Origin of the sequence: Rhizobium rhizogenes NBRC 13257 (assembly GCF_000696095.1) — a bacterium.
Taxonomy (GTDB): Bacteria; Pseudomonadota; Alphaproteobacteria; order Rhizobiales; family Rhizobiaceae; genus Rhizobium; species Rhizobium rhizogenes.
Map to the genome: position 1 here is coordinate 272,987 of NZ_BAYX01000002.1, position 21,404 is coordinate 294,390.

Below are 21,404 nucleotides of genomic sequence, written 5' to 3' on the forward strand. Positions count from 1 at the left end.
TGCGGTTGCCCGCCACTAGCCGTCCTCCTGATGAAGCAGGATCGTTGCTCCGAATGCCAAAGCGACGATCACGGGTATCCATGTCGCCACGAAGGGAGGAACCACTCCGCTGCTCCCAAATGCTTTTACAAGCACGGTGACAACATAAAGCACGAAGCCTGAGAGGATTCCACCCAGAATCACGGAGCGCGATTGGTTGAATCTACTGAATTTTAGGGACACGGTTGCTGCGATCAGCGTCATTGCCACCAAAAGGAATGGCTGTGACAGCAGCGAGTGAAATTGCGTTTCAAGCGCCTTGGTTGAGATGCCAAAGGACTTTGCAATCGCTATTCGATTAGAAAGATCATAAAAAGCAATGGTTTCCGGCTGCGCCAAACGCTCCGAGACGAAATCCTGTTTCAGATTCGTACGAACCTGTGTCGTGCTCTTGTGCGCGGGAATTTCGCCCGGTGCACGCTCGACGACACTGTTAAGAAGCCAGTAACCATTTTCCAACTTAGCCGACTGGGCATCCTGCCGCAGAATGATATTTCCCTGTGAATCGAAGTGGATAAAGACGACGTTCATCAAAGTCGTGCCGTTGTCGAGAACAGCCTTGGCACCGATGATGATGTCGCTTTTGCCATCCGACTGACGCAGCCACGGAATGGAAAGTGTATTGCGATAGGACGGATCGCCGCGCAAATCGGCTTCCATAGTTTCCGCCTGCCGCTGACCCCATGCCGCAACCGGATTGAGAGCGAGCATGGTCAGCAAGCCGACACAGAAGGCGCCGACCACGAAAGGCGTCATGAATTGCCAGACGGAGATGCCGGCGGCACGCGCGATCACCAGCTCGCGGCGGCGATTGAGCGCGATCAACACGGTCATGCCGACGAACAGGGCGATGAACGGCACCGTCTGCTGCATGATGAACGGCAATCTGACGGCCGTCATCAGCAGACCGATTTTGACCGTGTATCCCGGAAGGCCAGCGAGCCGGCCAGCGGTCTCGCTGAAGTCGATCAGATACACCAGCGAGGTGACACCGAGGAAAAACCAGAGCGTCGTGATGATGTAGCGCGTGAAGAAGTAGCGGCCGAGCGTGCTGAAGATCATGCGCCGCTCCCATTCGAGCTGCCGGGCGTCGGGATGCGTTCCTGGAGCTTCTGCCGCCAGCTACCGAAACGGTTGCGGATCGACACCGGCATGGACATTCTACGGTTCCTGAACAGCAGAAAGATCGCAATCAGCGTTGCGGCGATGTTGATCCCATAGAGGATGCCGACGAAATAGGGCGCCGTCTCGATCTGGTTGGCCGCGTAAAAATCCGCCCATCGCAGTGCAAAAGCAATCGTGAGCGCCGATACCATCGGATGCAGCCGCGCCTCGCGATGGGATCGCGCGTCGCCGGCGATCACCAGGGATATCAGGGCAAAAATGGCTGGCAGCGCCCAGTCGGTCAGGCGCCGATGCAATTCGGAACGGTATCCGCTCGGTTTGGCCTTATAATCCGCATCGTTAGGATCCGGGTTGAGCAGGAAGCCAAGGCTGCGGTCGCCGGCGCGCAGGGTTGCCTGGCCGCGGCTTTGTGTCATGTCGGAGAGGTCGAAGGAGTAGGAATCGAATTTGATGACGGAGACGTCGCCATCAGACGTCTTGCGGTGGACTTCGCCGTCCCTCATCAGCAGCGACGAGCCGCTCGCATCAACGGCGCCTTCCTTGGCATAATAGATGAGATCGAAAGCCGGATCGCGCGAATCCACCACGAACAGGCCCTTCAGGATTCGCCCCGACATGCGCTGGGTGATCTGCACGTAAAGCCCGTCTTCGATGCGTCGGAAATTCTTTTCCTCGATCACGGTCGACAGCAGGTCGGCATAGGCTTCCGCAACCATCTGCCGGGCCGCGACGCGGGCCTTCGGCTCGACCATGTTGTCAACGAAAAAGGAGAAGACGCTGATTGCTATGGCGAGAATCATGATCGGACGGATGATGATGCTGCGTCTGGCGCCCGCCGCTTCCATGACGGTCAGCTCCGAATCGCTGTTCATCGCGGTGAGCGTCTGGGTGATGCCGATGACCAATGCAAACGGCAGGACGACGGGAATGATGGTCGGCAGGATAAGGGTCGCAAGCTTCGCGAACGAACCGATCGACTGGCCGCTATCGGTCACAAGGTTGATGCGCTGCAATACCTGAGTCGTCCAGATAATAGCGAGCACCGGCAGCAGGGCTACCAGGAACATCATGCCGACACGCCGTACGATATATGTTTCGAATAACTTCATGCCGGCCCTTAAACGCAACGCTCTATCGGGCGAGCCGGCAGAGATTCATCCTCCTCTACGCTGTTTGCGTTTTTTTGGCGACAACCCAGTCGCAAAAAATTCGTTAATTTTCTGAGATTCTTCTGCTGTGTGTTGTTTGGGAGAGGGCCATGAGCGCCGTGAATATGACAAGGGACGAGAGCCAGCCAAGCACGGCATCCGACAGATAGTGGCTTCCGAAAGCCACTCTGAGGGCTGGAATGAGAATCGAAACGACCGCGATCGGCGGCGCGAGTGCGGTGCGGGCCGGCTGTGGAATAATGAAAATCAGGCAGAACAACCAACCGGCAGCGGCGGCCTCGCCGGAGATGAAGGAACAGTTGCTAACGCATTTTCCGGCGAAGGAGCCTGCATGAACGAAATCGAGTGTGCCGCCGAAGAAGTCGGTCTGCCGCGGCCGCGGGCGGCCTGAGAACGCCTTGAGCCAGAGATTGACGATCAGCACGGGGCCGAGAAGCAGCGAACCGAGCGCAACCTTCAGATTGCAGGCTCGCAACGTCTTGAACGTTGCGCCGTGATGCTGCCAGCACTGGATCAGCATCCAACAGAGGACGGCGGCGGCGACGTAGGGAAGCTGGAAGAAGATCTCCCTGAGCAGACGCATATGCGGATCGTCACCATAGGGGAAAATGCCGCAGACCTGGCTGGCTTTGACGGGGACGATGCACTGTTCCGGCAGGAAGAACATATTGGCGACGGCGAGATCGATCTGTGGAAAAATCGAAAATAGCCCGAGCAGTATCCACCACAGACAAAACAGAGCGACGAACGCGTCGCCGGCCGTGCGTGGTCGCAGGATCTCGGGAAAACGGTCCTGGCGATCGAAGGCGCTGAAATCGATGATCAAGGTGGCGTTCCTGTCAGTGACAACGCTGGGCAGGCGGCGGCACGCAACGCATGCGCCAATAGGCTAGCGACAATAGATGACAGGGATTTGAAGGTGGCAGTGGACGCTTCTTTGCCGAATGTCTCGCCAAAAGCTTGTATTTGAGGGGGAAAGCTTGAATGATCAAAGTCTATAATTCTATTTTGCGATACGCATATATATCGGAGCAGAAATGTCTGTGAAATTCGAGATTTCCTTTGCCAAAACGGTTCGACTGAATGGCGGTCTGGCCATCCTGCTGAAAGACGCAGACAGCGAATCGCCGGCGGGGGCCGCAGGCGCCGATCCGGCCAATGTTTTCGCCAAGGCCGCGCGCATCGCCCGTTTCACCGCCAAGGGTTTGTCGAGCCTCGATATCGTTGCGCCCGAGGGGTCGCCGGTTGACCGGATTATCGTGATCGGCACCGGCAGGGCAAAGGAACTGAACGCGCATGATTGGCTGAAGCTCGGCGGGGCTGCGGCCGCGCGGATCCGCAATGTCGAAAAGGCCGCGATCTTCATCGACCTGCCCGGCGTCCAAGCCGGTGGCAAGGCGGCTGCCGATTTTGCTCTCGGCATGCTGCTGCGCGCCTATAGTTTCGACACGTACAAGACGAAGAAGGGCGATGACGACGACAAGAACGGTGCTCAGAAACCCGTGAAGGTGACCATCGTTACCCCGGATGTTGCAGCCGCAAAGAAGCTTTTCGCCGCATCGGAAGCGATTGCCGACGGCGTTATCCTGGCGCGCGATCTGGTCAACGAGCCGCCGAATGTGCTTGGCCCGGTCGAGTTCGCCGCCAAGGCCAAGGCGCTGGAGAAACTCGGCGTCGAGGTGGAAATCTTGACCGAGCGCGAGATGCGCCGGCTCGGCATGGGTGCGCTGCTTGGCGTGGCGCAGGGTTCCGTGCGTCCGCCGCGTCTGGTGATCATGCAATGGAAGGGCGGCAAGGCGAAGGAAAAGCCGGTCGCCTTCATCGGCAAGGGTGTCGTCTTTGACACCGGCGGTATTTCCATCAAGCCCGCCGCCGGCATGGAAGACATGAAGGGCGACATGGGTGGGGCGGCGGCCGTGACCGGCCTGATGCACACGCTCGCGGCCCGCGGTGCGAAGGTCAACGCTATCGGCGTCATCGGCCTGGTCGAAAACATGCCCGATGGTAATGCCCAGCGTCCGGGCGATATCGTCACCTCCATGTCCGGCCAGACGATCGAGATCATCAACACCGATGCAGAAGGCAGGCTCGTGCTCTGCGACGCGCTTTGGTACACCAATGACCGCTTCAAGCCGCAATTCATGATCAATCTGGCGACCTTGACTGGCGCTATCCTGGTGGCGCTCGGCAACCTGCAGGCTGGCCTGTTCAGCAATGACGACCAGCTCGCAAACCAGCTCACCGCCGCCGGCCTTGTCACCAACGAACGCCTGTGGCGCATGCCGCTCGGCAAGGACTACGACAAGATGATCGACAGCAAGTTCGCCGACATGAAGAACACCGGCGGCCGCTATGCCGGCTCGATCACCGCCGCGCAGTTCCTCAAGCGATTCGTGCAGGAAACGCCCTGGGCGCATCTCGATATCGCCGGCACGGCGATGGGCTCGACCCTGGACGAGATCAACCAGTCCTGGGGTTCGGGCTTCGGCGTGCGCCTGCTCGACGAACTGGTCCGTGAGAACTACGAATCGTGACCTTCGGACATGTTTGAGATAGGAGAGGCGGCATGACCGACGTTCTCTTCTATCACCTGACCGAATCGAAGCTCGAAGATGCCCTGCCGCCGCTGATCGACAAGAGTGTCGAGCGCGGCTGGCAGGTCGCCATCCAGACACGCGAGCAGGCCCGGCGCGATGCGCTCGACACGCATCTCTGGACCTATCGCGAGGACAGCTTCCTGCCGCATGGCACCGACGAAAGCGAGATGGCGGACAGGCAGCCGGTTCTCCTGACCGTCTCACCGGATAATCTGAACAATGCCAGCGTCCGCTTCTTCATCGACGGCGCCGAAGCCTCCGATATCGACACCTATCAGCGCGTCGTCTTCATCTTCGACGGTTACGATCAGGAACAATTGGAAGGCGCCCGCGCGCAATGGAAGAAGTTGAAGGGCGAGGGGCATAACCTCACCTATTGGCAGCAGACCCAGGAAGGGCGTTGGGAAAAGAAAGCGTAGTGCTTTCTCCTTCCCTCTTGGGGAGTGGGTAATGGCTCACTTGCCTGACGCAGCCAGAACCTTTTCGATGAAGTCTTTCTTTGATGCCGTATAGGCGGCGCGGTTGTCGGCATATTTCCCGGCCAGGTCGATCTTCAGCATTTCATAGGCCAGTGCCAGATCTGGATGTGCACGGAGCCTGTCGCGAAATAGAAGCCACCGATTCCAGTTGGTGCTGTTATATTCAACGATATGAACGAGATGCGTGCGCGTCTCGCCTTCGATATCACGACCGAAAATATGATCGTCGGGAACGAGCTCGGTGCCGACATAGCAGTAGCCGATCTCCTCCATCGGCCGGATGCATGCCAAGCCATCATCGAAGCGCCTGACTGCGACGGCGATGTCGATGATCGGCTTTGCCTTGATCGAAGGGATCGACGTGCTGCCTATATGCTGGATGTCGAGGGCGATATCGCCGAGCGCCTTGCGAATGGCTGCCGCTTCGAGCGCGTAGGCTTCCTGCCATCGGGCATTCGGTACAGCAAGCGTCACGCACTTGTTGCCGACGCCCAGCCCGAAATTTCGCCCGCTCTCCGAGGACATTACGATCTCCGTAGCAAGTGAAGATGCGCCACTCTAGCATGGCGCGTGACGCATCTCACCGGTCAATCGAGTTTAGTCGTGGAAAGCCTCGACGAATTTGCGCTTGCCGAGCATGAATGCATCGGCGACATGGCGAAGCGGCGCGAGGTCGACATCGGACGTGCCGGCTTTGACGATCTCGGCGAAGCGGCGATAGAGCGATGGATATTCGGCCTCCGGCGCGGTGAAGGTCAGTTCGCCGTTAACGGAGAGCTTCGAGCCGCCTTCGGCGAGCACCATCTGGCCCGCCTCGGTTTCGGCGACGATATCCCAGCTCTGCTTGCCGGTCTGGCGCCAGTCGAATTCGGCACGAACCGGAAGCCCCTGGCCGCTCTTGAAGTGCAGGTCGGCGGCGATCGGCGAATCGCGGTTTTCTGGGAATTCCAGCACGGCGCCGGTCAGGAAGAGCGGCGGCAGGATATGGGTGACAATCGACAGCGCGTTGATGCCCGGATCGAAGACGCCGAGGCCGCCGGCCTGCCAGATCCATTCCTGGTTCGGATGCCAATGGCGCACATCTTCCTTCCAGATCACATGCACGCTCTTGATCGTCGTCCCGTCGAGGAAGGCCTTGGCGGCTTCGACGGCTGGCGCGTAGCGCGAATGCCAGCTGGCAAACAGCGAAACACCCTTTGCCTTGGCGAGGGCCTCAAGATCGGCGACTTCGCTCAGCGTCGCGCCCGGCGGCTTTTCCAGAAAGACATGCTTGCCGGCCTGAAGCGCCTTGTAGGCGGCTTCATAGCGATATTGCGGCGGCATGCAGAGCGAGACTGCATCGATCTCGGGAACCGCGTCCAGCATGGCCTCGATGGTGGTGAAAGCCGGAATGCCTTCAACCGTGCCATGGCGGCTTGCCGTGGCGACCAGTTTGAAATCCGCATTGTTCGCGATGGACGGAAGATGCTGGTCGCGGACGATCTTGCCGACGCCGACGATAGCGAGGTTGATGGGGGACATGGGGTGTCTCTCGATTAGTATGATTATTGGTATGGTCTTTTATCAGAACATCAGAGGTGGGCAAGGGTGGCAAAGCGCAAATGCGGCGCTGCTCCCGCAAGGCCACGCTCACCCTGCCATCATCACACTTGGAAAACCAGCTTAGGCTCTTGATTGACAGCGTGAAATCGGCACTCTGCCTGTGCGCGGCGAAAGGATCCTGGGAAGAAACTGCCGCGGGGGGAAAAATCATGAAAGCATTGCTCGGCTTCAGCCGGCTCATAGATCATGTCACGGAGATCATCGGCAAATCGGTCTCCTGGCTCATCCTGGTTGCCGTTTTGGTCAGTTCCGGAAACGCCATCGTCCGCAAAGTGTTCAACGTCTCGTCGAATGCCTGGCTGGAGGCGCAATGGTATCTGTTCGGCGCCGCCTTCATGCTCGCCGCCGCCTATACGCTCAGGCAGAACGAACATATCCGCATCGATATCCTCTACGGTTCCCTGTCGCGGCGTGTGCAGCACTGGATCGACCTTCTCGGCCATTGCCTGTTTCTCATGCCCTTCGTGCTGTTGATGATCTATGATCTCATCCCCTATGTCCGGATGTCCTTCATGTCCGGCGAGGTTTCCTCCAGCGCCGGCGGCCTGATCATCTGGCCGGGCAAGGCTTTGCTGTTGGCGGGCTTCTTTCTGCTGGCGCTGCAGGGTGTCTCCGAGATCATCAAGAAGATCGCCATCATGCGCGGCGATATGGATGATCCGACACCCTATGTGCCGACCCATGCGCCTCTCGATATCGAGACGCATGCAGGGGAGGTGCGTTGATGTTGGAATTCATTGCCGTGAACATGGCCCCGATCATGTTCGCTTCGCTGATCATCTTCCTGCTGATCGGCTATCCCGTCGCCTTCGCGCTCGCCGCCAACGGCCTGTTGTTCTTCTGGATCGGTGTTGAGCTGGCGCCCTATTCCGGCGGATCGATCAACCTGTCCTGGCCGTTGCTCAACGCGCTGCCGGATCGGTTCTGGGGTGTGATGTCGAACGACACGCTGCTGGCGATCCCCTTCTTTACCTTCATGGGTATCGTGCTGGAGCGCTCCGGCATGGCCGAGGACCTGCTTGATACGGTCGGCCAGCTCTTCGGCCCGATCCGTGGCGGCCTTGCCTATGCCGTGATCTTCGTCGGCGCGCTGCTGGCCGCCACCACCGGCGTTGTCGCCGCATCGGTCATCGCCATGGGCCTGATCTCGCTGCCGATCATGCTGCGCTACGGCTACGACCGGCGGGTTGCCTCCGGCGTCATCGCTGCATCAGGTACGCTGGCGCAGATCATTCCACCGTCGCTGGTGCTGATCGTGCTGGCGGACCAGCTCGGCCGCTCGGTTGGTGACATGTATGCCGGTGCTCTGATCCCCGGCCTGGTGCTGACCGGCCTCTACATGCTCTATGTGTTGATCATGTCGATCGTCCGGCCGGACTCCATGCCGGCGCTGCCGAAGGAGGCGCGGTCGCTTGGTTCGGGCGTGACCTCGCTCTTCGTCGCGTTGCTGGTCTGCGCCGGTGTCGCCTATGCCGCCCATGTCTATCTGACGCCGATCTACGGGGAAAACGCCGATATTCTCGGCGCAACCGTCGGCGTGACGTTCATCTATGCCATTGCCGTCGTCGACAAGACGATGAAGTTCAACCTGATGTCGCGGTTGGCGCAGCAGGTGATCATCGTGCTGATCCCGCCGCTGGCGCTGATCTTCCTCGTGCTCGGCACCATCTTCCTCGGCATCGCGACGCCGACGGAAGGCGGCGCGATGGGGGCGGTGGGTGCTCTGATCATGGCGTTGGCCAAGGGTCGCTTGAGCATGGACGTGGTCCGCTCGGCGCTCGCGTCGACGACGCGGCTTTCGTCCTTCGTGCTGTTCATCTTGATCGGCTCGCGCGTGTTCTCGCTGACGTTCTACGGCGTCAACGGCCATGTCTGGGTGGAGCATCTGCTGGTATCGCTGCCGGGCGGCGAAGTCGGCTTCCTGATTGCCGTCAACCTGCTGGTCTTCGTGCTGGCCTTCTTCCTCGATTTCTTCGAGCTGGCCTTCATCATCGTGCCGCTGCTGGCGCCCGCCGCCGAAAAGCTCGGTATCGACCTGATCTGGTTCGGCGTCTTGCTCGGTGTCAACATGCAGACGAGCTTCATGCATCCGCCCTTCGGCTTCGCGCTATTCTATCTGCGCTCGGTCGCGGCAAAGGTGCCCTATCTCGACAAGGTGACGGGCAAAAACACCGCGCCGGTGACGACAGGGCAGATCTATTGGGGTGCCGTGCCCTTCGTCGGTATCCAGATCCTGATGGTGGCGCTGACCATCATGTTCCCGCAAATGGTCATGCACTACAAAGGCGCGGGCACGGGCATCGATCCGAATACGATCAAGATCGACGTGCCGGGCTTCGGCACTCCTGGCCAGGACAATGGCGGCGGTCTCGGTCTGCCAGGCCTGCAGCTGCCGGGCGGCAATCCGCTGCAGGACAAGCCGGCCGATCAGAATGGCGGGCAGGCCAATCCGCCGGCCAACGATCTCAGCCAGCCGCCATCGTTTAAATGAGGGCAGGGCTGCCGCGCTTCATGCATTCAAAAAGAAAAACCCCGGAGCAACACTCCGGGGTTTTTCAGTTGATAGCGTGCGAGGATCAGATCTTTCCCGCGCGTTGCTGTGTCATCATGTAGACGTCGTAGCTGTATTCCGCGACCTGGGCGTAGAGGTAATGCTGGCCGCGGAAGGCCTTGATCGATTCCCAGATCTTCTTGAAGGTCGGGTTCGAGGCTTCCATTTCGGCATAGACCTCGTTCGACTTTTCGAAGCAGGCGTTCAGGATTTCCGTGCTGAACGGACGTAGCTTGGCGCCCTCGGCAACGACGCGCTTGATGGCGGCCGGGTTCAGGTAGTCGTATTTCTGCAGCATGTTGGCGTCGGTCGCCTGGGCTGCGGTGCGCAGCAGCGACTGATAGGCCTTCGGCAGGCCCTCATAGGCCGCTTTGTTGAACATGAAATGCACGGTCGGGCCGCCTTCCCACCAGCCGGGATAGTAGTAATAGGGGGCGACTTTATAGAAGCCGAGCTTTTCGTCGTCATAGGGGCCGACCCATTCAGCCGCATCGATCGTGCCCTTTTCCAGGGCCGGATAGATGTCGCCGCCGGCGATCTGCTGCGGCACGACGCCAAGGCGCTCCACCACCTTGCCGGCAAAGCCGCCGATACGCATCTTCAGGCCCTTGAGATCGGCGACGGTGTTGATTTCCTTGCGGAACCAGCCGCCCATCTGCACGCCGGTATTGCCGCCGGGAAAACCGACCAGCCCTTGCGTTGCCAGGAATTCGTTGAAGAGATCGATGCCGCCGCCGTGATACTGCCAGGCGTTCATCCCGCGGGCGTTGAGCGCGAAGGGAACGGCGGCTCCCAGTGCCCAGACCGGATCCTTGCCCCAATAATAATAGGAGACCGTGTGGCAGGCTTCGACCGTGGCCGCCGACGCCGCATCGGCAGCCTGTAGGCCGGGCACGATTTCACCGGCAGCAAAGACCTGGATGGTGAAATTGCCGTCTGTCGCTTCCGACACATATTTCGACAGCACTTCCGCGCCGCCATAGATCGTATCGAGCGACTTCGGGAATGATGACGCCAGGCGCCAGTTGATTTTCGGATTGCTCTGAGCAATGGCCGGAGCCGCAAGGGCCGCGGCGGCAACCGAGCCCGCACCGGCAACGCCGGCTTTCCTCAGAAATGAACGACGATCCATCTATGTACTCCCCCCAGGATACGAGCGGGCGGGTTGGCCCGCTCTTCGTGATCACGCTGCAACTAATCATGTCGTTCGATGCGTTTCAAGCGCACCGAACGATCTGCAACCGCTGATTTTCCAAGGATATCGGGAAGGCCAAATTCAGGCGCCGTCCGGCTTCATGATCGTCTCCCGGAGGAAGCTGTAACCCAGGGCGATACGCGCCGCGAGGTCGCTCGACGCGCCATCGCCGCCGTGGCCGCCGGAACCGAATTCGTGGAACAGCGGATGGTGGCCGAGCTCTTCCATCCGCGCCGCGAACCGCCGCGCATGCGAAGGATGAACCCGGTCGTCATTGCTGGAGCTTTCGACATAGATCGGCGGATAGGTGAGGTCCGAGGCGGGCTTAAGATTGTGCAGCGGCGAGTAGGAGAGCAGGTAGTCGCGATCCGCCAGGTCGTCGGGATTACCATATTCGTCGATCCAGGCCTGGCCTGCGGGGAAGGTGTGGAAGCGGGTCATGTCCAGCACCGGTACCTGGCACCAGATCGCGCCGAAATCCCTAGGATAGCGGGTCAGCATCGCGCCGGTCAAAAGCCCGCCATTGCTGCCGCCATTGGCGGCGATGCGCGACGGCTTGGTATAGCCGCGAGCAACGAGATCGCGGGCGATGGCGGCAAAGTCGGCAAATGCCCTATGGCGGCCATGGCCCTTGGCGGAGCGATGCCAGTTCGGCCCGAGCTCACCGCCGCCGCGAATATAGGCCTGCACATAGGCACCCCCCTGTTCCAGCCAGCGGCCGATGACGCCGGAATAGTTGGGGCTGAGCGAGACATCGAAGCCGCCATAGCCGTAGAGCAGCACCGGCAGTTCGCCTTCTGTCCAGGTCTTCGGCAAGACCAGCCGATACGGCACCTTCGTGCCGTCCTCGGATGTGGCCTCGAGCAATTCGGAGGTCATGTCGTCGCTGTCGAAATAGGCGGGCGAGCTGGCACCCTGAATGAGTTCGAGCGGCTTCTTGCGGTTGGAAAGTTCCAGACGATAGCAGGTTGGCGGCCGCAGGAAGCCTTCGCCATAGACCTGTAGCGTGTCGTCGCCGAGATGCAGTTCGGAATAAAGCGGCTGAAGCGCAATCGTCTCGACATCCGCCGGCAGTGGGATCTCCTGGATCTCCGCATCCGGCTTGGTCAGATCCAGGACGAAAAGACGGGGCTGCAGATTGTCGGAGACGACGAAGACGCACCATTCGCGCATGAGAAGGAATTGCGATACGGACTGCCGCTCACTGGGCGATATCAGCACGCGCGTCGCCTCGGCGCTGATATCGCCAGCCTGGCGCGGCAAGGGCTGCAGCGCCAGAGCGCCGGCGGCGATGCGCTCATCGGTCTTGGCGAGCCAGAGGCAATAGGAATAGTTGAACTGGACGTCGATTTCCCTCGGCAGATCGATCCGCCGCAGGGAAAAATCCGGATCCTTGACGAAGACGCTGCAACTGCCGATCTCGTGGCCAGTGATGAACAGGCGGATCGGCCTGGCGGTCCCCTTCTTCGCGATGCCGGAGAGCACCGGATCGATGACCACGCAGGATCCGTAGACATCCGTATCGGCGGTGGCGTAGAGCAGCGGCGCGTTCGCCGGCGCCTGACCGCGCTTCAAGCGCCGGCCGACGCGGGGCCAGCCGGAGCGCGTCGCGGAGAGACGGTCGATCGAGCCGAAATAGGCGATCTCATCGCGGCTGAGCCAGGTTGCATGGCAACGTGCCGGCGGCGTATCGAAGCCGCCTTCGACGATGCTCTTGGCCTCGCAATCGAACTCCAGCAACCGCCCGAGATCGGAGCCGCCGTCGGAGAGGCAGATCAGCACCCTCGTTTGTTCCCAGGGGCAGGTGATCGCGCCGCGCCAGATCCAGAGTTTGTTCTCCGCCCCGCAGAAGGCGTCGAGATCGAAGATCGGCTCCCAGGGAGCGCTCGGCACCGGGTCCAGGTCGGCCGGAAGTCGCCGCCACACGCCAAGCGGATGATCCGCGCTGCGGTGAAAATCGAACAGCCACTTGCCGCGGCGAACCGGCTGGATCAGCCGGTCCTCGCGCTCGATCATCGCCTTGATCGCCGCGCTGTCTGCCTCGAATTCGGGCGTGACGAGAGCCCGCTCCGACTGCGCATTCCTCTCGGCGACGAATTGCAGGGTGAGGGGATCGTCGTCGTGCTCGAGATGGAGATGCATAAGATACCTGATACGCTATTGATGATGTGAATCGCATATAAACAAATCAAAATGCATCCGGAGAAGCAACCGTGCTTCTCCAAGCGCATCCCATCATACAGATTTCTGCTGTCTATCCGCCTCAGCGCACCATCTTGATATCGGCCTGGGCGACCAGATCCGAAGTCGGCTTGGGGGCAGCTTTGTACTTCAGCGTCACGACCTTGTAGCCCTCTTTTTCCATGCGTGTCAGAAGGGCCGGCAGCATGGTGGCGGTGCGTTGGTGGATGTCGTGCATCAGGACGATGCCGCGCCCGCGCTTGCGCAGCTCGTTCATGGTGCGCGCTGCGACGGCGGCGGGCGACAGGGTGAAATAGTCCTTGCTGTCGACATCCACATCCATGATCACAAGATCACGCATGGTGACGGCCGCGCGCAGGCGCCTGGAATCAGCAAGATAAGGGAAGCGGAAGAAGGGGACATCCGTGCCGACGACCTTTGCAACGGCGTTTTTGCCGCGCATGATCTCGGCCATCGCCATGTCGAAGCTCATCTTGTCGAGATCGGCATGACGGAAGGTGTGGCTGCCGATGGTTTCGCCTGCAGCAACGACCTTGAGTGCTGTCTCCGGATGCGCCTGCGCCATCTCGCCGACCATCATGAAGGTCGCCTTGACGCCGAACCTGTCGAGGGTTGCGAGAATGCGCTCCGTCTTGCCGGGGGCGGGGCCGTCATCGAAGCTCAGGATGACTTCCCTGTCGGCGAGTTTCAGCTCTTGCAGCGAGGAGACTTCCAGCGTGCGCCCGGCGAGCGTGTGAGAGCGGCCTTCGTCGCTTGTTTCTCGCGTCTCAGCATCGGTGCTCGCCCATTTGGACGGCTCCATGTCGATGGGGTCGTTGGCCTTCAACGCCTTGCGTTGCGGTTCTTCGGCGGCAAAGCTCGTCTTCAGCGAAGCCTCGCCCCCTGGCTTCGTGGCGCAACCGGCAAGGGACAGGGACACGGCAAGGCCGGCCAATAGGAGACGGTAGGTCATCGGAAGCGCTCAACATATGTGATTGAATGTTGGGCGTATTTTCTCCGACTATGGTTAATGATCGGTTAGGATCGGTGTGCGGCCGCCACCGGAGTCAACCGTTCTAACCGGCCATCGCGCTTTCATATTCCGAGGAAAGCTCGAGCCACTGCTCCTCGGCGGCGGCAAGCTTCTCCGCTGCGTCGGAGCGCTGCTTGGCCTTCTCGGCAGCCTTTGCGGGTGCCTTCTCGTAGAGCGCGGGATCCGCAAGTTCCACATCAAGCGCCTGAATCAGTTTCTCCAGCTTAGCCGTCAAGGATTCGATTTCGTTGATCTTTTTCCGGAGCGGCGCGAGCGAAGCACGGCGGTCGGCATTGAGCTTGCGCTGATCCGCCTTCGAGACGGCATCGTCGGTGCCATTCGCCTTGGCCTTGTCGTCCCTGGCCTTGGGGCTGGCGACCACGAGGCTGCGGTATTCTTCAAGGTCGCCGTCGAAGGTGGAAACCGTGCCGTCGCGCACCAGCCAAAGCTGATCGACAGTCGCCTCGATCAGATGGCGGTCGTGCGAGATCAGGATGACGGCGCCGGAATAGTCGTTCAGCGCCTGGATCAGCGCATTGCGGCTGTCGATGTCGAGATGGTTGGTCGGTTCGTCGAGGATCAGCAGGTTCGGCGCGTCGAAGGCGGCAAGGCCCATCAGCAGCCGAGCCTTCTCACCACCGGAAAGATCCTTCACCGGCGTGTCCATCTTCTCGGTCGCAAGCCCCATCTGCGCGACGCGGGCGCGCACCTTCGGTTCCGGCGCGTCGGGCATGCGGCGGCGCACATGTTCGACGGCGGTCTGGTTCGGCACGAGGTCGTCGAGCTGATGCTGCGCGAAGAAGCCGATCTTCAGGTTCGGCGCGAGCTTCACGTCGCCGCTATCGGCATCGAGACGGCCGGAGACGAATTTGGCGAAGGTGGATTTGCCGTTGCCGTTCGAGCCGAGGAGTGCGATGCGATCGTCGGCGTCGATGCGCAGGTTGAGGCGCTTGAGGATCGGCTTGCCGGGCTCGTAGCCGACAGCACCTCCGGTGACGGCGATGATCGGCGATGCCGCCTGCTTTTCCGGCTCGGGAAAGCTGAAGCCCATCACATGATCTTCGATGACGGCGGCGACCGTGCCCATGCGCTCCAGCGCCTTGACGCGCGACTGCGCCTGCCGCGCCTTCGTTGCCTTGGCCTTGAAGCGGTCGATGAAGCTCTGCAGGTGCTTGCGCGCCGCATCGTTTTTGGCCTTGGCCTTGTTCTGCAGCTCGTCGGCCTCCGCCTTCTGCCGCTCGAACTGGTCGTAGGAGCCGCGATAGAAGGTGAGCTTCTTCTGGTCGAGATGGACGATGGCGTTGACGGCCGTGTTCAGCAGATCGCGGTCATGCGAGATGATGATGACCGTGTGCGGGTAGCGGCGGATATAGTCTTCGAGCCAGAGCGTGCCTTCAAGATCGAGATAGTTGGTCGGTTCGTCGAGCAGCAGCAGATCCGGCTCGGAGAACAGCACGGCCGCAAGCGCCACGCGCATGCGCCAGCCGCCGGAAAAGGAAGAGGCGGGGCGGTGCTGCGCCTCATGGTCGAAGCCGAGACCGGCCAGAATGCTGGCGGCGCGCGCTTCGGCCGAATGAGCACCGATATCGGCAAGCCGGGTCTGGATGTCAGCGATGCGGTGCGGATCGGTCGCCGTCTCGGCCTCTGCCAGCAGGGCAGTGCGCTCCTTGTCGGCTTTCAGCACGATCTCGATCAGTGGCTCTTCCGTACCCGGCGCTTCCTGTGCCACCTGGCCGATGCGGGCGTTACGCGGGATCGCGACCGATCCGCTCTCAGCGGCGAAATCGCCGGTGATCACCCGGAACAGTGTCGATTTGCCGGCGCCATTCTTGCCGACAAGCCCAGCTTTTGTGCCCGCCGGAAGCGTCACGTTGGCATGGTCGATGAGAAGACGGCCGGCAATGCGGGCGGAAAGGTCGGAAATCGAAATCATGGCGCGGTTTTGGCGGAACTCCGCGCTGAAGGCAAGAGCTGGAAAGCCCTTAGGCGAGGGTGTTGCGTACTTGCACCGGGAGGTTGGCGCAGTCTCGCAGCCGCTCGGTCAGCTCGGTCTCGTAAAGCAGCAGATTGCTGAGCGAGGCGTTAAGACAGTCCATGGCGTCGTCGGCCGGCGCCGCCGCGTCGATCTCGCGGGTGAAACGCTGTTTTTTCCTCAGCCCTTCAGCCAGTTGATTGGCCACTTCGCGCAGCATCTCGGCCGCATCACTCTCGGATTTCCGGGCGACCAGGCCGCAATGGCTGACGAGGTGATGTTTCAAGCCGATATCGTCGAGTTTGGTTTGCGACGGGGCAGGGCCGAGGGACGCGATCTCGCTGGCGATCCCGCGATCATGGCCGTAAAGCGCCTCATGGAAGAGCTGGTAGTTGCGCGGCAGGCTTTTGACCTTCAGCTTGGCCATATGACGGCCGATTGTCTCAAGCTCGGTTTCCGCCTCGCCATTGTCATCGTCGATGGAATATGCCGAAACATTTGCCTTCGAACTCTTCATGCCTGCTCTCTAATTTGCCACCCGGCTGATATATCTCTCCAATTTGCAGGCTCGCAGGTTAAGGCAACATGAACGAAACGTCTTATCGGCGTGATCTTGCATCAAAATTAGACGGCATGACAATGCGCGGCTGCAATCGGGTGCCGATGGCTCGCGTGTGACTTTACATCCAGCGTCTTCCTTCTCCGCGCAGGAAGTAGATCAGGTCGAGTTCCAGCGACGGTTTGCCCAAGGCTGTCAGCGTCATGTGACATTGGCCGCGGTGATGGGTCTGATGGTTGAAGAACTGTGCGACCGCGGCTCTCAACGGATGGGTAATGGCGCCCGGCCGGGTGACCGGTGAATAGGTGATGTCTGCTGCAAGCCGGGCATCGTCGAGTGTTTCGACCCAATCGATGATACGCTGGTCCTCGGCCGCGCGCGCGGCACGGAGATCGGCGAGAGCGTCATGCGGAATGGCGTTCAGTATCGCCGCGGCCTCGCCGGTGCCTGTGAAACGGTGCATCCACATGCGGTCTGCGACCAGCAGATGGTTGAGCGTGTTGCGCAAGGAGCCGAAGAAGGCGCCGCGGTTTTCGTGAAATTCCGCATCGCTGAGCTGAGCAGCCGCATCATATAGCAGGGTATTGGCCCAGCGATTGTAGTGGGCAAACATTCCGAAGTGTCTGAGCATATTGGTTCTCCTCCGCGAGCTTTGCGGCAAGCCTAGAATAAAATTGAGCAAATGAGACTGATGGCATCAACGAAATTTGCTGATGGGATTGTCGTTCCTCCGCCAACCTGCCTCCGAATCGCCTCTCCAGACTGTGACAGCGGCGTGAAATTGGCGCATGCCCCTTGTTTTCAGGCTGTGGGGCGGGTAAAGACCGCCCACTTTTCTCTGAATACAAGGAATTGACCCATGGCGATTGAACGCACTTTTTCGATGATCAAGCCGGACGCAACCAAGCGTAACCTGACTGGCGCCATCACCAAGATTTTTGAAGACAATGGCCTGCGCGTCATCGCTTCCAAGCGCGTCTGGATGAGCAAGCGCGAGGCCGAAGGCTTCTACGCCGTTCACAAGGAACGTCCTTTCTTCGGCGAACTCGTCGACGGCATGACCTCCGGCCCGACCGTCGTTCAGGTCCTGGAAGGCGAAGGCGCCATCCTGAAGAACCGCGAAATCATGGGTGCTACCAACCCGGCCAACGCCGCTGAAGGCACGATCCGCAAGATCCACGCCCTGTCGATCGGCGAAAATTCCGTTCATGGCTCCGACGCTCCGGAAACTGCTGCCGTCGAAATCGCCTACTGGTTCTCCGAAACCGAAATCGTCGGCTGAATCAGTCACTCAGCCTGCGCGCTGAAGAGACTGAATTGATTGAGAAAAAGCCGGGGCCTTGCGCTCCGGCTTTTTCATGCCGGGCAGGCGGTATCGTGCCCATAGTCGACGCTGCCGTCGCTTTTGAAGACATCCGGATTTTCCGTGTAGACCGGGCCGACGACAAGCGGCTTCGTCGGCAGCACGGTCTGGTCGAGGTCGGATTTCACCTCGGTCTTGATGGTCTGGATCGTCTTGTCGCTGGCATCGACCAGCCTGATCGAGACAGAATAGGGGCGATCCTTGCGCACACAGCGCAGATCCGGGCTCTCGAGCGTGATCTTGTCCCAGAACGCAAAGATCTTCTGCCGCACCACCAGGGGATCGCCACCCGCCGGATTTTCGAATTCCGCAACCGCCGTCGTCCCTTCCGGGATCGGCGCGATCTTCTTCAGGGTGATCATGTAGCTCGCGGTCGCGACGCGATAGTTGAAGACGAAGAGCCGGCCGCTGAGTTCGGTCGGGCCGCTTTCCGGCTCTCGCTGACAGCCGGCAATGGTGAGCCCGGCGATTGCCGCCATCAAAACGATCGTTCCGGTCCTCATGGCGTGCTCTCCTCCTTTTTGCGGCGATAATGCCGGCTCGCCTTGGCGCGGTTGCCGCAGACCGCCATGTCGCACCAGGCCCGGCTCTTGTTTTTGCTGCGGTCGATGAACAGCCAGCCGCAGTTGCGGCAGATCTTCATGCGCTCGGGGTCTGGCATCGCGATCAGCCGCAAGGTGGAATAGACCGTCGCGGCATCGAGCCCATCGGGAGAGGCAGCTTGCCTCAGCACTTTCGATAGCGCTTCCAGCAAATCGGCCAGTAGCGCATCGGCACCGCGATCAAGGACACGGGCGCGGAAATAGCGGTCTATTGTTTCGCGGAGTGCGATGAAGTCAGGTCTGTTTTCCAGCCGTACCGGTAGGATGTCATCGAACAGCGCTCGCTCGGCGCAGAAATTCGCGGCTGCCTTTGGAAAACTCTCCATCTGCCCCGGCGCCTCGAAGCGGTCGGTGCGCCGCTCGTCGTCATGGCGCAGAATGACGCTGTTGGCGACATCCAGCGCCAGCGCGCCACCGGAAAAACGATGTGGAGTCCAGGAAAAGCTCATGCCGAAATTATAACTGGTAAAATTGGTTTTACCAGTTACTATTTACCAACTGGTCGGAGGATCAATGGCCTATCTCCTGCAGCAACTGGCGAATGCCGTTCCGCTCGCCGCGCTCTATGCGGCGCTGGCCTTCGGCTATGCCATTGCTTTTGGGGTGATGAAGCGGGCCGATATCACCTATGGGGCGCTCTTTGCCTTTGCCGGCCAGATGCTGGTCCTGTTCACTGACGTCGGCTATACGAGGCTCATCCTGATCCTGCCGGCGGCTCTTGCTTTCGGTGCTGCCATCGCGGCTTTCTATACCTTGGGAACAAGCCTTCTCGTCGGCCGCGCGATCATGCTGCCGCTGTCGCGCAAGTCGCCGAACACGGTGATCGTTGCGGCTCTCGGCATGATGATCATCCTGATGGAGACGGCGCGGCTTGCCTCCAATACGCGCGGCATCTGGCTGCCGCCTTTCCTGAACGATATGATCGTGTTCTGGGACAGCGGCGATTTCCGCGTCACGCTCACCAAGATCCAGCTCATCAACACGGCGCTGATGGTCCTGATGATCCTCGGTGGAGCCTATGTGCTTAGATATACCGGATGGGGCCGTATCTGGCGGGCGGTGACGGATGATGCGCTGGCCGCCGAGCTTTGCGGCACAAGCGCCAATCGCGTCTTTCTTCTGGCCTATGTCGCCTCCGCCCTGGTCGCGACCGTCTGCGGCCTGCTCGCGACGTCCTATTACGGCACGATGGATTTCGGCGCTGGGCTGATGTTCGGGCTGAAGGTGCTGCTGATCGCCGCTGTCGGCGGCTATTCCGATCCGCTGAAATCGGCGGGTGGGGCGGCACTGCTTGGCCTGTTCGAGACCTTGTGGGGCGCCTATGGCCCGTTCCTGTGGCGTGATTTCGTGATCTTCTCGCTGCTGGTCCTGCTGCTGGTGCTGAGCCGGCGCGAGCGCGTGGCTCCCTGAGAGCCTATTTGTCGCCGGCCCATTTCTCCCGCGCGGCATCGTCGGCATCCTTGGCCGAAACCCAGTCGCCTTCCGTGCCGTCCTTGGCGTGTTCCTTCTTCCAGAAGGGGGCAGAGGTTTTCAGGAAGTCCATGACGAAATTGGCGCCGTCGAAAGCGGCTTGCCGATGCGAGGCGGCGGCAATGACGAGGACGATGTTTTCACCGGGTGAAATCTTGCCGTAACGGTGAATGGCTGTCAGACCGCGCAGGTTAAATCGCTCGATGGCGAGCGTCGCGATGCGGGCGATCTCCGCTTCCGCCATGCCGGGATAGTGTTCAAGCTCCAGCGCGCCCAGTATTCCGCCTTCGTCGCGGCAGAGGCCGGAAAAGGTGACGACCGCGCCGATATCATGCCGCCCGTTCGTCAGGCGATCGATCTCGGTTTGGAGATCGAAGTCCTCACGCTGGACTTTGACGAGTGGTGAAGTCATCGCAATTTCCTTGTCGCACTCTCAAAGAGTTTACGGAGACTCCCGGCCCTTCGCTTTGGCTCAGGGCGTTCGTCGCTGCAATCGATTCACTGGATCGATTGCCCGGGCTTTGCCCGACCGCTCCTCACCCACCCGTCATCGGTGGGAATATGCCGATTTCGCGGGCGCCGGCGATCGGCTCGTCGTGATCGGCATGCTCCATATTGATGGCGACGCGGATCGCGTCGGGAAATTGAAGCGCCGTCTCGTATTCCTCGCCCAAGGTCTTCAAATGACTCAGGAGATCGCCAACGGTGATCACATCGACGGGAAGCGAAATCTCTTCCTCTCCCTTGCCGATCCGCTCCCGCACCCAGGCGAAATAAACGAGCTTCGTCATCATTCTTCGTCCACGATATGCTTCAATCCTGCGCGGAAATAGTCGTAGCCGGTATAGATCGTCAGCAGCGCCGCGATCCAGAGCAGGACGATGCCGAGTTCCGTCGTATAGGGTAGCACCTTGTCGCCCGCCGGCCCAGCCAGCAGGAAGGCGATGGCGACGAGCTGCGCGGTGGTCTTCCATTTGGCGATGCGCGTCACCGGCACGCTGACCTTCAGCGCCGCCAGATATTCGCGCAGGCCGGAGACGAGTATCTCACGGCACAGAATGATGATTGCCGCCCAGAGCGACCAGCCGGCGATGGTGCCGTCGGCAGCCACCAGCAGCAGGATCGAGGCGACCAGCAGCTTGTCGGCGATCGGGTCGAGCATGCGGCCGATATTCGAGGTCTGATTCCAGATGCGGGCCAGATAGCCGTCGAGGAAATCGGTGAGCGAGGCGATGATGAAGATCCAGAGCGCTACCCATCGCGCAAAATCGGATCCCTCCAACCTGCCTTCGACGAAGAAGCATAGGACGATCAGCGGTACGCAAAGGATGCGGCCATAGGTAAGCAGATTGGGAATGCTGTATGCGCGCGAAGCCATGGGATTCGTTTCGTTTCGGTTGTTTCACTGGACCGAAATGGACTTGTCCTTAAGGACGCCATCTCGTTCCAGTCATTTGATTTAGCATG

General features: G+C 60.3%; 22 protein-coding genes. 6 read left to right on the top strand and 16 right to left on the bottom strand.

Annotation, left to right across the window (positions count from 1 at the left end; genetic code table 11):
• Nucleotides 1-15: 15 nt before the first annotated feature.
• The 3 genes from lptG to RRH01S_RS05325 form a co-directional block, all read right to left on the bottom strand.
• Nucleotides 16-1,101, bottom strand: coding sequence for an LPS export ABC transporter permease LptG (gene lptG / locus RRH01S_RS05315; RefSeq protein WP_007702524.1), 1,086 nt, complete (start codon nt 1,099-1,101; stop codon nt 16-18).
• Nucleotides 1,098-2,273: an LptF/LptG family permease gene (locus RRH01S_RS05320; RefSeq protein ID WP_007702527.1), complete on the bottom strand. Its 1,176-nt coding sequence runs from the start codon at nt 2,271-2,273 to the stop codon at nt 1,098-1,100. Before RRH01S_RS05320 ends, lptG begins: the two co-directional genes overlap by 4 nt.
• Nucleotides 2,274-2,376: 103 nt before the next feature.
• Complete coding sequence (locus RRH01S_RS05325) at nt 2,377-3,159, bottom strand: phosphatase PAP2 family protein (protein ID WP_007702530.1); 783 nt, start codon at nt 3,157-3,159, stop codon at nt 2,377-2,379.
• A 211-nt stretch (nt 3,160-3,370) separates the two neighbouring features.
• Between RRH01S_RS05325 and RRH01S_RS05330 the strand changes: the two genes are divergently transcribed.
• Both RRH01S_RS05330 and RRH01S_RS05335 read left to right on the top strand, forming a co-directional pair.
• On the top strand, nt 3,371-4,867 hold the full coding sequence (locus tag RRH01S_RS05330) for a leucyl aminopeptidase (RefSeq protein WP_007702533.1): 1,497 nt from the start codon (nt 3,371-3,373) through the stop codon (nt 4,865-4,867).
• A gap of 32 nt (nt 4,868-4,899) precedes the next feature.
• The gene (locus tag RRH01S_RS05335) at nt 4,900-5,349 is read left to right on the top strand and encodes a DNA polymerase III subunit chi (protein ID WP_007702536.1); all 450 of its coding nucleotides are present in this window, start codon (nt 4,900-4,902) and stop codon (nt 5,347-5,349) included.
• Between the two features lie 36 nt (nt 5,350-5,385).
• Here the strand turns inward: RRH01S_RS05335 and RRH01S_RS05340 are convergent, their stop codons facing one another.
• Nucleotides 5,386-5,934 (bottom strand): GrpB family protein, encoded by a 549-nt coding sequence (locus tag RRH01S_RS05340; RefSeq protein WP_007702539.1) that lies wholly within the window; start codon nt 5,932-5,934, stop codon nt 5,386-5,388.
• Between the two features lie 72 nt (nt 5,935-6,006).
• Nucleotides 6,007-6,930 (bottom strand): Gfo/Idh/MocA family protein, encoded by a 924-nt coding sequence (locus RRH01S_RS05345; RefSeq protein ID WP_007702542.1) that lies wholly within the window; start codon nt 6,928-6,930, stop codon nt 6,007-6,009.
• A 230-nt stretch (nt 6,931-7,160) separates the two neighbouring features.
• On the opposite strand from RRH01S_RS05345, the gene RRH01S_RS05350 reads away from it, so the two are divergent.
• Nucleotides 7,161-7,736 carry a TRAP transporter small permease subunit gene (locus RRH01S_RS05350; RefSeq protein WP_007702545.1) on the top strand — a complete coding sequence of 192 codons (576 nt, stop codon included), beginning with the start codon at nt 7,161-7,163 and terminating at the stop codon, nt 7,734-7,736.
• Complete coding sequence (locus RRH01S_RS05355) at nt 7,736-9,502, top strand: TRAP transporter large permease (RefSeq protein ID WP_007702548.1); 1,767 nt, start codon at nt 7,736-7,738, stop codon at nt 9,500-9,502. Before RRH01S_RS05350 ends, RRH01S_RS05355 begins: the two co-directional genes overlap by 1 nt.
• Before the next feature lie 85 nt (nt 9,503-9,587).
• On the opposite strand, the gene RRH01S_RS05360 is transcribed toward RRH01S_RS05355, so the two are convergent.
• The 6 genes from RRH01S_RS05360 to RRH01S_RS05385 form a co-directional block, all read right to left on the bottom strand.
• Nucleotides 9,588-10,694 carry a TRAP transporter substrate-binding protein gene (locus tag RRH01S_RS05360; protein ID WP_007702551.1) on the bottom strand — a complete coding sequence of 369 codons (1,107 nt, stop codon included), beginning with the start codon at nt 10,692-10,694 and terminating at the stop codon, nt 9,588-9,590.
• A gap of 144 nt (nt 10,695-10,838) precedes the next feature.
• Nucleotides 10,839-12,899: a prolyl oligopeptidase family serine peptidase gene (locus RRH01S_RS05365; protein ID WP_007702554.1), complete on the bottom strand. Its 2,061-nt coding sequence runs from the start codon at nt 12,897-12,899 to the stop codon at nt 10,839-10,841.
• A gap of 121 nt (nt 12,900-13,020) precedes the next feature.
• A complete protein-coding gene (locus tag RRH01S_RS05370) occupies nt 13,021-13,911 on the bottom strand; it encodes a polysaccharide deacetylase family protein (protein ID WP_007702563.1) in 891 nt (296 codons plus the stop codon).
• Between the two features lie 103 nt (nt 13,912-14,014).
• Nucleotides 14,015-15,904: an ABC-F family ATP-binding cassette domain-containing protein gene (locus RRH01S_RS05375; RefSeq protein WP_007702566.1), complete on the bottom strand. Its 1,890-nt coding sequence runs from the start codon at nt 15,902-15,904 to the stop codon at nt 14,015-14,017.
• Nucleotides 15,905-15,953: 49 nt separating this feature from the next.
• Nucleotides 15,954-16,460: a hypothetical protein gene (locus RRH01S_RS05380; RefSeq protein WP_007702568.1), complete on the bottom strand. Its 507-nt coding sequence runs from the start codon at nt 16,458-16,460 to the stop codon at nt 15,954-15,956.
• 163 nt (nt 16,461-16,623) lie between these two features.
• Entirely contained in the window at nt 16,624-17,133 is a 510-nt protein-coding gene (locus RRH01S_RS05385; protein ID WP_007702571.1) for a DinB family protein, read from the bottom strand.
• Nucleotides 17,134-17,361: 228 nt separating this feature from the next.
• Here RRH01S_RS05385 and ndk point away from each other — a divergent pair, with 228 nt between their 5' ends.
• Nucleotides 17,362-17,784, top strand: coding sequence for a nucleoside-diphosphate kinase (gene ndk / locus RRH01S_RS05390; protein ID WP_007702574.1), 423 nt, complete (start codon nt 17,362-17,364; stop codon nt 17,782-17,784).
• 74 nt (nt 17,785-17,858) lie between these two features.
• Here the strand turns inward: ndk and RRH01S_RS05395 are convergent, their stop codons facing one another.
• Entirely contained in the window at nt 17,859-18,368 is a 510-nt protein-coding gene (locus RRH01S_RS05395) for a hypothetical protein (protein WP_007702583.1), read from the bottom strand.
• On the bottom strand, nt 18,365-18,916 hold the full coding sequence (locus tag RRH01S_RS05400) for a CGNR zinc finger domain-containing protein (protein WP_007702585.1): 552 nt from the start codon (nt 18,914-18,916) through the stop codon (nt 18,365-18,367). The genes RRH01S_RS05395 and RRH01S_RS05400 overlap by 4 nt, the downstream gene beginning before the upstream one ends.
• Before the next feature lie 64 nt (nt 18,917-18,980).
• Between RRH01S_RS05400 and RRH01S_RS05405 the strand changes: the two genes are divergently transcribed.
• Nucleotides 18,981-19,877, top strand: coding sequence for a branched-chain amino acid ABC transporter permease (locus RRH01S_RS05405; RefSeq protein ID WP_007702588.1), 897 nt, complete (start codon nt 18,981-18,983; stop codon nt 19,875-19,877).
• 4 nt (nt 19,878-19,881) lie between these two features.
• On the opposite strand, the gene RRH01S_RS05410 is transcribed toward RRH01S_RS05405, so the two are convergent.
• The 3 genes from RRH01S_RS05410 to pgsA form a co-directional block, all read right to left on the bottom strand.
• A complete protein-coding gene (locus RRH01S_RS05410; protein WP_007702590.1) occupies nt 19,882-20,349 on the bottom strand; it encodes a molybdenum cofactor biosynthesis protein MoaE in 468 nt (155 codons plus the stop codon).
• 124 nt (nt 20,350-20,473) lie between these two features.
• Entirely contained in the window at nt 20,474-20,728 is a 255-nt protein-coding gene (gene moaD / locus RRH01S_RS05415) for a molybdopterin converting factor subunit 1 (protein WP_007702597.1), read from the bottom strand.
• Nucleotides 20,728-21,315, bottom strand: a complete 588-nt coding sequence (gene pgsA, locus RRH01S_RS05420) for a CDP-diacylglycerol--glycerol-3-phosphate 3-phosphatidyltransferase (protein WP_007702600.1) — start codon at nt 21,313-21,315, stop codon at nt 20,728-20,730. The genes moaD and pgsA overlap by 1 nt, the downstream gene beginning before the upstream one ends.
• Between the last annotated feature and the right edge of the window lie 89 nt (nt 21,316-21,404).